This is a genomic window from Bathymodiolus platifrons methanotrophic gill symbiont, from assembly GCF_002189065.1.
In the GTDB taxonomy this organism is placed as follows: Bacteria; Pseudomonadota; Gammaproteobacteria; order Methylococcales; family Methylomonadaceae; genus Methyloprofundus.
On record NZ_BDMN01000105.1, the window covers coordinates 1 to 12,579 of the forward strand.

At 40.1% G+C, this 12,579-nt stretch carries 11 protein-coding genes; 1 reads left to right on the plus strand and 10 read right to left on the minus strand.

The window, feature by feature from the left end:
- Nucleotides 1-64: 64 nt before the first annotated feature.
- The 7 genes from truD to pyrG form a co-directional block, all read right to left on the minus strand.
- Nucleotides 65-1,093, minus strand: coding sequence for a tRNA pseudouridine(13) synthase TruD (gene truD, locus CDZ78_RS06545; protein ID WP_087869284.1), 1,029 nt, complete (start codon nucleotides 1,091-1,093; stop codon nucleotides 65-67).
- A gap of 97 nt (nucleotides 1,094-1,190) precedes the next feature.
- A complete protein-coding gene (gene ispF / locus CDZ78_RS06550) occupies nucleotides 1,191-1,664 on the minus strand; it encodes a 2-C-methyl-D-erythritol 2,4-cyclodiphosphate synthase (RefSeq protein ID WP_087869285.1) in 474 nt (157 codons plus the stop codon).
- Nucleotides 1,661-2,359 carry a 2-C-methyl-D-erythritol 4-phosphate cytidylyltransferase gene (ispD, locus tag CDZ78_RS06555; protein WP_087869286.1) on the minus strand — a complete coding sequence of 233 codons (699 nt, stop codon included), beginning with the start codon at nucleotides 2,357-2,359 and terminating at the stop codon, nucleotides 1,661-1,663. Before ispD ends, ispF begins: the two co-directional genes overlap by 4 nt.
- A gap of 24 nt (nucleotides 2,360-2,383) precedes the next feature.
- Nucleotides 2,384-2,653: a septum formation initiator family protein gene (locus CDZ78_RS06560; protein ID WP_087869294.1), complete on the minus strand. Its 270-nt coding sequence runs from the start codon at nucleotides 2,651-2,653 to the stop codon at nucleotides 2,384-2,386.
- 90 nt (nucleotides 2,654-2,743) lie between these two features.
- Entirely contained in the window at nucleotides 2,744-4,027 is a 1,284-nt protein-coding gene (gene eno, locus CDZ78_RS06565; RefSeq protein ID WP_087869287.1) for a phosphopyruvate hydratase, read from the minus strand.
- 150 nt (nucleotides 4,028-4,177) lie between these two features.
- Nucleotides 4,178-5,011 (minus strand): 3-deoxy-8-phosphooctulonate synthase, encoded by an 834-nt coding sequence (gene kdsA / locus CDZ78_RS06570; protein ID WP_087869288.1) that lies wholly within the window; start codon nucleotides 5,009-5,011, stop codon nucleotides 4,178-4,180.
- Entirely contained in the window at nucleotides 5,008-6,642 is a 1,635-nt protein-coding gene (gene pyrG, locus CDZ78_RS06575) for a CTP synthase (RefSeq protein ID WP_087869289.1), read from the minus strand. Before pyrG ends, kdsA begins: the two co-directional genes overlap by 4 nt.
- Nucleotides 6,643-7,185: 543 nt before the next feature.
- Between pyrG and CDZ78_RS06580 the strand changes: the two genes are divergently transcribed.
- Nucleotides 7,186-7,851 (plus strand): nitroreductase family protein, encoded by a 666-nt coding sequence (locus CDZ78_RS06580; RefSeq protein ID WP_087869290.1) that lies wholly within the window; start codon nucleotides 7,186-7,188, stop codon nucleotides 7,849-7,851.
- A 165-nt stretch (nucleotides 7,852-8,016) separates the two neighbouring features.
- Here the strand turns inward: CDZ78_RS06580 and acs are convergent, their stop codons facing one another.
- The 3 genes from acs to CDZ78_RS06595 all read right to left on the minus strand — a co-directional run bounded on the left by acs (nucleotide 8,017) and on the right by CDZ78_RS06595 (nucleotide 12,290).
- Nucleotides 8,017-9,882: an acetate--CoA ligase gene (acs, locus tag CDZ78_RS06585; RefSeq protein WP_087869291.1), complete on the minus strand. Its 1,866-nt coding sequence runs from the start codon at nucleotides 9,880-9,882 to the stop codon at nucleotides 8,017-8,019.
- 181 nt (nucleotides 9,883-10,063) lie between these two features.
- Nucleotides 10,064-11,584, minus strand: a complete 1,521-nt coding sequence (exaC, locus tag CDZ78_RS06590) for an acetaldehyde dehydrogenase ExaC (RefSeq protein WP_087869292.1) — start codon at nucleotides 11,582-11,584, stop codon at nucleotides 10,064-10,066.
- 196 nt (nucleotides 11,585-11,780) lie between these two features.
- Nucleotides 11,781-12,290: a TetR/AcrR family transcriptional regulator gene (locus CDZ78_RS06595; protein WP_087869293.1), complete on the minus strand. Its 510-nt coding sequence runs from the start codon at nucleotides 12,288-12,290 to the stop codon at nucleotides 11,781-11,783.
- Nucleotides 12,291-12,579 lie beyond the last annotated feature (289 nt).

The window sequence follows — 12,579 nt, forward strand, 5'->3', positions numbered from 1 at the left end:
ACATTTGCCATTATTAAAATTAATCTCAATTTGTATTAAAAAACCGGCTGTTAGCTTAAAGTCCCTATTTAACTTGAACAATTTCTCTTAATAAGGCAGTTGCATAACAGCCAGGATTTAAAGTAAAGCTTAATTCCAGAGTGCTGTTATCAATAAACTGCCATTGTAATTCTTGTATATGACTGCGTAGAGTTCTACGATCTTGTTCTACACCAAAGGCACAAAGCCCTTTTGCTATATCATCGAATTGATCAACAACCTGCTGCTCTAGTAATGCAACTTCTGCACAAGTCTGACTGTCACCTTTTCCCCATAAGACTGCAGTAGGGTGCGCATCCAATTTTTCCACACGCTGTAATATCGATTCATCCAGAGTTTCGGCCTTAAAAAAACTATGTGAATTATCAAACATTAAAACATCACCGACTAGAGCCTGATTCCAGATTTTATTTGTGACTCTTTTACTGAGGATATGATTGAATATATAAGAACGGGCGGCAGATAAGTAAATACTACGTAGATTTCGAGAGACTTTCTCGCCAGAAAACAAGGCGAGCGCCTTAGCTATATTTGCACCCTCATGACCAAATCGCTGTGCACCAAAATAATTAGGTACACCTTGTTTTTTGATGGTTTGCAACTGTAGTTCAAGTACCTGAGTATCGCCAGTCCAGTCACAGACTCGTATGATAAATTGATTACCCGCCAGTGAGCCACGTTTTAATTTTTTACTGTGCCGTGTCGCCTGTAATACTTTGATGGTTTCCGAATTTAATGCTTCCCAGTCTGGGTCTGGTTTGCCTGGTAACCAGACACTAAACCATTGCCTGGTACGTGCATGTCTGTCTTTTAGCCCGGCATAACTGACATCTCGCTGTCTAACGCCGGCGAAACGAGCAAGTAACCTGGCGACATAATCAGTATTTTCAGAACATTTTTCAATCAGTAAAAAAGCATGTTCACCTGTCCCTGATAATTCAAAAGATTGAATTTCATTGACGATAAAATCATCGGAGGTTTTGCGGATAAGACCTTGACTTTGAGCACCGCCATACGCGTATGCCCAGTCAGGTAGAGAGTTAGTAGAGTTCAAAATAAGCTTTTTGCAGTCTGTAGGGCGTGGCGTTAGCCCTAATCAGTTTTTACTATAAAAATTGGCGGGCTAAAGCCACGCCCTACAGAGAAATTATTTAATTGCTAATAAGCACAACAGCCTGTACGGCTATGCCTTCTTTTCGCCCTTCAAAGCCTAGTTTTTCAGTGGTCGTTGCCTTGACATTAATACAGTCTAAATCGACGGATAAATCTTGCGCAATATTGGTACACATGGCGACAATATGCGGTGCCATCTTTGGCGCCTGGGCAATAATAGTAATATCGGCATTAACCAGGCTGTAACCTTTTTCTTGTACGATTCCGTAGACATGACGCAGTAACACTCGGCTATCAGCACCTTTAAATTCAGGATCAGTATCCGGGAAGTGCTTACCAATATCCCCTAAAGCTGCGGCACCTAGTAGTGCATCGCTTAAAGCGTGCAAGACTACATCACCATCGGAATGTGCTTCCAGGCCTTGTTCATAATCAATTTTTACACCACCTAATATCACATCACCCTGATCGATAAAGCGATGTACATCATAACCTTGTCCAACTCGTATCATTGTTGCTCCAAATAAAATTGTGCTAAAGCTAAATCTTCAGGGCGGGTAATTTTTAAATTATCCGAACGACCTGCAATTATTTTAGGGTGTTTGCCTTGTAATTCCATGGCACTGGCATCATCAGTCATGATCCAGTTCTTGTCTGCTGCTTCTTGCAAAGCATTTTTAAGGGCACTATAGCGAAACATCTGCGGGGTTAAGGCACGCCAGATTTTGCTTCTGTCTACCGTATCGGTAATGGCTAAGTCATCATTAACAGATTTTAGAGTATCATGAGAAGCCAACGCCAGAATCCCACCTACAGGATGCTCTTGTAATTCATTAATCAATAATTCAACGTCACTTTTAGTAATGCAGGGACGTGCCGCATCATGCACTAGCACCCAGTCATTATCTACCGCTTTGCTGGCAATCGAGTTTAACGCTGATAAGACAGAATCAGCTCTTTCTTTACCACCCGCTGCAGTTAAAACTCGTGGATTTTTAGAAATTTCCAGGTTTGGCCAGTAAGGGTCTTCTTTAGAAATTGCAACGACAACAGCATTTAATTGCTCAACGTCTAATAAACGCGTTAAGGTCTGCTCTATCACTGTTTTATTATTTAATGGCAAGTACTGTTTAGGACGATCTGCTTGCATACGTTTACCAACACCAGCAGCGGGTACTATACCCCAGTATTTAATTTTTTCTGTCATGTCCACTTAATTATATTGCTGATACTACTCAATAACTTGAAAAAAAGTTTCATCCTGTTTGATTAATCCTAAATCGTGACGAGCAGTTTCTTCAATGGCTTCTTTTCCTTTGCGTAGATCCAGAACTTCAGCTTCAAGTGCTTTATTACGCTTTTGTTTAACAGTTAACTGTTGTTGAAGTAGATCAAGTTGTTGCTGATATTTCTGTGTTTGTTTAAAGCTGCCATCGCCATACCATAAACGATATTGTAAAAGAGAAATCAGGATAACAAGAAAAGCTATGAGAAGTTTAATAAGTCACCTGCCATACAAAACAGCTTGATAAAGGGTGGGCAAGGCAAAACCCTAGTCACCCTTTATTGCATAAATTATCTTAATAAGAACTTAAGATAGTTTTTTAAATGCACTACGACCAGCATATTTTGCCTGTGCACCTAGTTCTTCTTCAATTTTCATTAAACGGTTATATTTAGCAACACGATCAGAGCGGCTTAATGAGCCAGTTTTAATCTGCCCTGTTCCCATTGCTACACATAAATCAGCAATTGTTGTATCTTCAGTTTCACCAGAACGATGCGAAACAACCGCAGTATAACCAGCTGCATGAGCTGTATTGATCGCTTCTAACGTTTCAGTTAAAGTTCCGATTTGATTAACTTTAATTAAAATAGAGTTAGCAACACCTTTTGCTATACCCTCTTTTAAAGTGGCAGTATCTGTCACAAATAAATCATCACCAACCAATTGAATCTTGTCACCTAAACGATCAGTATGCTCTTTCCAGCCTTCCCAGTCATTTTCATACAAACCATCTTCGATAGAAATGATAGGATATTTTTCTACCCAATCAGCAAACAGATCAGTCATCTGTGCTGCGCTTAAGGTTTTGCCTTCAGAAGTCAGTTCGTAGTTTCCATCTTTATAAAATTCAGAAGCAGCCGCATCCATACCTAAGAATATATCGACACCAGGCTTATAACCAGCATTTACGATTGCTTCTAAAATAACTTCAATTGCTTCTTCATTCGAAGATAAATTAGGTGCAAAACCACCTTCATCACCTACCGTAGTTGCTAAACCTTTTGCTTTTAATACTTTTGCTAAATTATGAAATACTTCAGCACCATAACGAATCCCTTCACGGAAAGTCGGTGCACCCACAGGTAAAATCATGAATTCCTGTAAATCAACACTATTATCTGCATGTGAACCACCATTGATGATATTCATCATTGGTACAGGCATAATGAATTCACCGCTAGTATTTAGGTAACGATATAAAGGTACGCCTGCCTCAAGTGCAGAAGCACGTGCAGCCGCTAAAGAAACACCTAAGATTGCGTTAGCACCAATACGTCCTTTATTCTTGGTTCCATCTAAATCCATCATGGCTTGGTCAATTGCGGCCTGGTCACTTGCATCCAGCCCCACAACAACAGCACGAATTTCAGTATTAACAAATTCAACTCCAGTTAAAACTCCTTTCCCTAGATAGCGTGATTTATCACCATCACGTAATTCTATAGCTTCACGCTCTCCCGTAGATGCACCAGAAGGCACCATCGCACTGCCAATATAACCTGATGCTAAAACAACATCAGCTTCAATCGTTGGATTACCACGTGAATCTAGGATTTCTCTTGCTTTAATGTCGACAATTCTAGCCATTATTTTTCCTTTATTTATATATTTTCTTAAATTAACAATTCTTTACTAACTGACACCCTGACTATAGAGAGAGGGCTCTACACAGTTATATTATTTTCAGCAGTTAGAGCATTGAATACATAAGCACCAAGCAAAAACTACGCTAGCGTTCTATAAGGTATTTTCTATCAATGCTTTAGCTTTAACCGCCTGATCAATGGCGACTAAGGTTTCTAATAATTCTTTCATCCGGTGTAATGGCCATGAATTTGGACCATCACTCAATGCCTGATCAGGGTCGGGATGAGTTTCCATAAATAGCCCCGAAATACCAGCTGCGACTGCCGCTCTAGCCAAAACAGGAACATGTTGGCGCTGTCCGCCTGAAGATGTTCCCTGCCCTCCTGGAAGCTGTGCAGAGTGTGTTGCATCATAGACTACAGGACAATCTGTATTACGCATTTCTGCTAAAGAACGCATATCTGAGACTAAATTATTATAACCAAACGATGCGCCACGCTCGCAAACCATAATCTGCTGATTACCTGTCGCTTTTGCTTTATTTACCACATGCACCATATCCCATGGTGCAGAAAACTGACCTTTTTTAATATTAACTGGTTTACCTTGCGCGGCAACAGCCTGGATAAAATTAGTTTGTCGGCATAAGAAAGCAGGCGTTTGCAATACATCAACGACACTGGCAACTTCTGCCAAGGGGGTATCTTCATGTACATCAGTCAGTACTGGCACACCAATCTGTTGCTGCACTTTTTGCAGTATTTTTAAACCTTCTTCTACACCGGGGCCGCGATAGCTCTTATGCGAAGAACGGTTTGCTTTATCAAATGATGATTTATAAATAAATGGAATATTTAATTCAGTACTTAACTCTTTAAGAAAGCCAGCGGTATCCAATGCCATTTGTTCACTTTCAATGACGCAAGTCCCGGCAATTAGAAAAAAAGGCAGGTCTAAACCAACTTCAAAGTCACATAATTTCATTTATTATTATCCTGTTTGTATTTTTCTGCTGCAACAACGAAGCCAGAAAATAAAGGGTGCCCATTTCTAGGTGTTGAAGTAAATTCTGGGTGAAATTGACATGCAATAAACCACGGATGGTCCTGTATCTCAACCACCTCCACTAAACGGCCATCCATAGATTTACCAGTAAAGCGTAAACCCGCTTTTTCCAGTTCATCCATATAGTTATTATTAAATTCGTAGCGATGACGATGACGCTCGGTAATCACATCTTTCTGGTACATATCAAATACTAGAGAGTCTGGCTGAATCCGGCATTTCTGTGCACCTAAACGCATAGTACCGCCTAAATCAGAATTTTCGTCCCTCGTCTCGGTCTGCCCTTCATGGTCTTGCCATTCAGTAATTAAACCAATCACTGGATGTGGACTATTGGGTAAAAATTCAGTACTGTGCGCCCCTTCTAAACCAGCAACATTACGGGCAAATTCGATAACCGCTGATTGCATTCCCAGGCAAATCCCTAGATAAGGAATTTTGTTTTCTCTGGCATACCGCACAGTTGATATTTTACCTTCAACACCGCGCTCTCCAAAACCACCAGGGACAAGAATCGCATCAACATCTTTTAAGGAGGCAACACCTTCATGCTCAATAATTTCAGAATCAACATATTTGATCTTAACGGTATTACGCGTTGTTATCCCCGCATGCGTCAAGGCTTCACTTAAAGATTTATATGCATCACTATGTCCTACATATTTACCCACAATAGCAATTGTGACAGTATCATGAGGATGCGTTATGGCCTCAACAACGGCTTCCCACTCGGATAAATCGGCAGCCGGGACATCCAGCCGAAGTTGCTTAACAACGATATCATCCAGGCCTTGTTCATTAAGTAACAAAGGAATACGGTAAATAGTATCAGCATCAATTGCGGAAATTACCGCATTTTCAGGTACATTGGTAAATAAGGCAATTTTACGCCGTTCAGCTGTAGGAATTCGTTGTTCGGAGCGGCACATCAAAACATCAGGCTGGATACCAATAGTGCGCAATTCTTTGACAGAGTGCTGAGTCGGTTTAGTTTTAATTTCACCTGCCGTTTTAATATAAGGCACTAGAGTAAGATGGATAAATAGCGCACAGTCACGGCCTAACTCAATACCAATCTGACGAATTGTTTCCAGAAAAGGTAGAGATTCAATATCTCCAACTGTCCCGCCTACTTCAATAATGGCAACATCCATACCCTCCGCACTAGCGTAGACACGACGTTTCATTTCATTGGTGATATGCGGGATGACCTGTACTGTAGCTCCTAAATATTCGCCTTTACGCTCTTTGCGTAAAACACTTTCATAGACCTGTCCAGTAGTAAAGTTGTTCTTCTTAGTCAAACGCGTTTTTAAAAACCGTTCATAATGACCTAAGTCCAGGTCAGTTTCTGCACCATCCTGCGTAACAAAAACCTCACCATGCTGAAAAGGACTCATGGTACCCGGGTCAACATTGATATAAGGATCTAGTTTCGTCATGGTTACTTTTAAACCACGAGCTTCCAGGATTGCAGCTAAAGAAGAGGCAGCTATTCCTTTACCAAGAGAAGAGACTACACCACCTGTAATAAATATAAATTTTGTCATTAAAAGATCTGATAACTAAAGAATGTATTTTATTGAAAACTAGCTTTAAGCCATACAATTAAATTAACAAGGTATTTTAATCGACATTACCCCTTTCGTCATTCCTTTTTCCCTACACTTTTCAAATAATGCTTTTTTTATTGCTTTATAAGCCATTTATAGTTGCCATTCAATTTAGTAAAAGAGTACTTATCCAATAGGCCATTCATACCCAGTGTTATACTTATATATTAGGTAATTTCTGTCAAAGGACATACCAGCTTACTTAATATCTGTTGCTTTTCAGACCTCCCTCTTCTAAGAAACAAGTGTAGAACTTATTGGTTTATACTCTACAGCAACTCTGGAAAAACATAATCATCCAAAATTCCCATTAAAACTAGCTTAAGAATGTTAACAGCTACAATGGGGCGCAGTCCTTTAGGCTGCTTATACAATGCAGGCTAAAGACCTGCGCCCCAGATAGTTGCCTAAGTTTTTTTGTGTACGTTTAGCTTTAAAAACTGGACAATTATTTATTTCCATCTCCCTAAGTATCTGACTATGAATGTAAAAGAAGCCTTACAACAAAGAAAATCAGTACGCGCTTTTCTCAATAAGGATGTTGAAGAAAACAAAATCAATGCTATTTTAAACGCTGCCAGCCATGCACCCTCTGGAACTAATACACAACCCTGGCAGGTGGCAGTTGTTACTGGTGAAACTAAACTGAAACTACAAACACAAATTGAATGCCAATTTCGCGAAGGTGATAAAGGTAGAGCAGATTATCGCTATTACCCTGAAACATGGATAGAACCTTACAAATCACGTCGTGTTGCCTGTGGTTTACAAATGTACTCAACATTAAAGGTAGAGCGAGAGGACAAACAACGCCAACTAAACCTATGGGCTGCCAATTATAGGGCTTTTGATGCGCCTGTTATGCTTTTGTTTTTTATGGATAGTAGTATGCAGACAGGCTCATTTATAGATTATGGCATGTTTTTACAATCCATTATGTTAGCTGCGGTGGAACAAGGACTGGCAACCTGTCCACAAGCGTCACTTGCAGATTACCCCAAAACCATTAAAGCAACATTAGATTATCCACAAGACACCGTTTTAATATGTGGTATGTCACTAGGATACGAAGACAAGAATGCATTGCTAAATTCCTATAGAACACCTCGTGAAGAAACCAGCTCATTTACACGATATTACAAATAGTAACAACGAACTACTTGTAAGGTGATTTCTGTCAAAGAATATGCCAGCTTACTTGTCTTTTTGCCCTTCTTCAAAGCCTGCGCAATCTGATTTATTCTTTTCCGACAATCACCTAATACTATTTTTGATTTAATCGAAATATAAAAAAGCTCTACTCACCATTTTTTATCGGTTAAGACGGTTATCAATAATACTTTGCACTACATCAGGATCAGCTAAAGTTGAAGTATCTCCCAAACTATCAATCTCATTAGCTGCTATTTTACGTAAGATTCTGCGCATTATTTTCCCTGAGCGAGTTTTAGGTAACTGCGCAGACCATTGGATAATATCAGGTGTCGCAATAGGGCCGATGCCGGTGCGTACTAATTGAATTAACTCTTTCTTTAATTCCTCAGTACCTTCAATTCCAACATGCAGCGTAACGTAGGCATAGATTCCTTGCCCTTTAATATCATGAGGGTAGCCCACCACTGCAGATTCAGCCACTAACTTATGCTCATCCAGCGCACTTTCTACCTCGGCAGTCCCCATACGATGCCCAGAAACATTAATAACATCATCTACGCGTCCGGTAATCCAGTAATAGCCACGCTCATCACGTCTTGCGCCATCACCCGTAAAATAATAACCTGGATAATTTTTAAAATAAGTATCAATAAAGCGTTGATGATCACCATAAATAGACCTTGCCTGCCCGGGCCAAGGACGCTCCATTACCAGTACACCTTCGGTACCGTCCTCTATTACCTGACCTTCATTACTTAAGATAGCTGGTTTAACTCCAAAGAAAGGACGTGTTGCTGAACTGGGTATTAATTCAGTAGCACCAGGTAACGGCGTAATCAAAATACCCCCCGTTTCTGTTTGCCACCAGGTATCAACAATCGGACAGTTTTGCTTGCCAATGAGTTCATAATACCATTCCCATGCTTCAGGATTGATTGGTTCTCCTACCGAACCTAATATGCGCAAGCTACTCCGGTCAGTTTTATAGACAGGTTCATCGCCGATGGCCATTAAGGCACGAAGAGCCGTGGGAGCCGTATAGAAAATATTTACTTGATGTTTATCAATAACCTGCCAGAAACGACCTGCATCAGGGTAAGTCGGCACGCCTTCAAACAATAAGGTAGTTGCTCCATTACATAAGGGACCATAAATCATATAAGTATGCCCAGTAATCCAGCCGATATCAGCCGTACACCAATAGATTTCCCCCTCTTGATAGTCAAAGATATATTTATGAGTCATTGCTGCATACAATAAATATCCACCCGTGGTATGCAGCAACCCTTTGGGTTGTCCCGTAGACCCTGAGGTATACAAGATAAATAAAGGGTCTTCTGCATCCATCCATTCAGGTTTACATTCTATCGAAACCCTTGACATTAGCTCGTGATACCAGACATCACATTCATCATTCCAGTTAACGCTATTACCACTGTTTTTGATAACTACAACGCTTTTTACACAAGGGCAATCCTCTATGGCTTTATCAACTGTTGCTTTAATGGGTATCAGCTTTCCACCACGATAGCCTTCATCCGCACAAACAACTAACTTACAATCAGAGTCATTAATACGATCTTTTAACGCTTCAGCTGAAAAACCACCAAATACAATCGAATGCACTGCTCCAATACGTGTGCAAGCTAATATAACTGCTGCGGCCTCGATAAGCATCGGCAAATAAATACATACCCGATCACCTTTTTTTACACCTCTTTCTTTTAGCACATTAGCAAATTGACACACTTCCTGGTGTAATTCTTTGTATGTCATTTTCTTATCATTAGCAGGATCATCACCCTCCCAAATCAGTGCGACTTGATCGCCTCGTGTTGCCAGGTGCCTATCCAGACAATTAACACTAACATTCAATTTGCCACCTGCAAACCAGCTAATTTCTCCTTTAGGATAGTCATATTCCATAACCTTATCCCAAGGCTGTTGCCAATCTAAGAATTGCTCCGCTTGTTCTGCCCAAAAGGCTTCTGGCTGATCAATAGACTGTTGATATAAGGCCAAATATTCAAGTAATAATTATACACGGAAAAATCGTTATAAACGAAACTGACCCATCCTTGTGTGTTCGTAGGTGTGATGTTCAGACATAAGTATTTGTAGTATTTATGTGGTATAGAATTATATTGTACTTTTTCCATCAATCAGGGCAACCACAAGGGATTGCCCCTACATGAATTCAATATTAGAAAAAACCCAAAGGGCTAATATCATAACTGACCAACATATTCTTGGTTTGCTGATAATGATCCAGCATCATCTTATGTGTTTCCCTACCGATACCAGACTTTTTATATCCCCCAAAAGCCGCATGTGCGGGATAATGATGATAGCAATTTGTCCACACGCGCCCCGCCTGAATACCTCGCCCCATTCGATAGGCACGATTCATATCTCGCGTCCATAGGCCAGCGCCTAAACCAAATTCTGTATCATTGGCAATTGCCAGGGCTTCTGCTTCATCTTTAAAAGTAGTTACTGAAATAAATGGGCCGAAAATTTCTTCCTGAAAAATACGCATTTTATTATGCCCTTGCATCACAGTTGGCTGAATATAGTAACCTTCCCCCAGCTCCCCTTCAAGCTCAGCAACCTTACCACCCATCAATAATTTAGCACCCTCCTGCTTACCAATCTCGACATAACTTAATATTTTATCGTGCTGTTCTTTTGATGCTTGAGCACCCACCATGGTTTCTGTATCAAGCGGATCCCCCCGTTTAATCTGTTCTGCACGTGCGATAACTTTTTCTATAAATGCATCATAAATAGATTCTTGAACTAATAATCTTGATGGACAAGTGCAAACTTCTCCCTGATTAAAAAAAGCAAGTACCGCGCCCTCAATACATTTACTGACAAATTCATCTTCTTGATCTAAAACATCCTCAAAGAAAATATTTGGCGATTTACCACCCAGTTCAACTGTAGAAGGAATAATATTTTCCGCAGCACATTTTAAAATATGCTCGCCTATCGGTGTTGATCCGGTAAAAGCAATTTTCGCAATACGTTTGCTCGTTGCTAGAGCTTGCCCTGCCTCACCACCAAAACCGTTAACAATATTTAGAACACCGGCAGGTAGTAAGTCACCTATTATTTCCATTAAAATCAGTATAGAAGCAGGTGTTTGTTCAGCAGGCTTCATTACCACACAGTTTCCTGTAACTAGAGCAGGTGCTAATTTCCAGCAGGCCATCAACAAAGGAAAGTTCCACGGAATAATTTGCCCAACAACACCCAGTGGTTCATGAAAATGATAAGCAACAGTATTCTCGTCAATTTCGCCAATAGAACCTTCCTGCGCGCGCATACACCCCGCATAATATCGAAAATGATCCACACATAAAGGCACATCAGCCGCTAATGTTTCGCGTACTGCTTTACCATTATCCCAGGTTTCGGCGACGGCTAGTTTTTCCAGATTTTCTTCAATTCGATCAGCAATTTTTAATAATATATTTGATCTTTCGGTGACCGATGCTTTTCCCCAGGCATCTTTTGCCTGATGTGCAGCATCGAGTGCTAGTTCGATATCTTCAGCTGTGGACTGAGGGATTTCACAAAATACTTTACCATTAACAGGACTTTTATTTTCAAAATATTGCCCTTTAACGGGGGGAACCCAGTCACCCCCGATAAAATTGCCATAACGTGCTTTAAAGTCAACTTTACTATCTGTTTGGTTGGGTGCGGCATAAATCATTTTTATTAACTCCAGTAGAACGATTGTTCAAAAATCAGGTAAAAAATTACTATAAAAAGTACTTAAATTAAGAAGGCAAGATCCAATGCTTTGCTAATTTCATCAGAATATCCCTCGTTTTTTTATTTAATAATAGATAAAGTCACTTGGTTAATGCCTTCAAGGACTGATCTGTCCGAGCAGACTTTTCCCATGACTAACAGAGGCCCTGCATACTGCTGGTTAAAAAACTGGCAAGCCTGTTTAAATCAAGCTCCTTTGATATTTCGTCATTTTTTTGTGCTCTTTGCAAAGTTTTGTAAAAGCCCCTTTCAAGTGCATTCAGTAAATGCAGTACTTGGCGCTTAGTCTCTTCATCTCTTAAGCCGCGCTCAATAGCAGAATTAGTCACTAAACAACTACGTAAAGGCCCTGCAGTTAATAAGTGTTCGACTAATTGCGCGAAGAACAACTCAATTGATTCAATAGCAGAAGGTTTGCTCTCCAAAATGTCCAAAAACTGTTTAACGACCACTTTTCCATAACGCTCAAGTGATTGTAAAAAAAGCTGCTGCTTGCTGCCGAAGGTAGCATAAAGACTGCCTCGCTGAATGCCCATAGCCTCAACAAGGTCTTGCATAGACGTCGCTTCATAACCTTTTGCCCAAAACACAGCGACAGCCTTATCCAGAACTTCTTCTTCGTTAAATGCTTTAGATCTGGCCATAAATAGTTTTCCGATTCAGGAAGGGTAGTGAGTTAAACAATAATATCCAGTATGAGTCTTGGTGATTTTATTATTTTTATTTACTGAAGTTTCCCAATTATTGAGTAGCTGAAATACACAATGCTGGTGTATCGAGGTTTATTTTAGGTGGTTTTGCCATGTTTATAGCAAACCCCTACTTAATTCCCCTTAGGCAATAGCATTTGAAACGAATGAAAAGACTATTTTTTTCATATAGTTGTAGCATAGTTTCAATTTTACCATAAATAATTATTGGGAAACTTCAGTT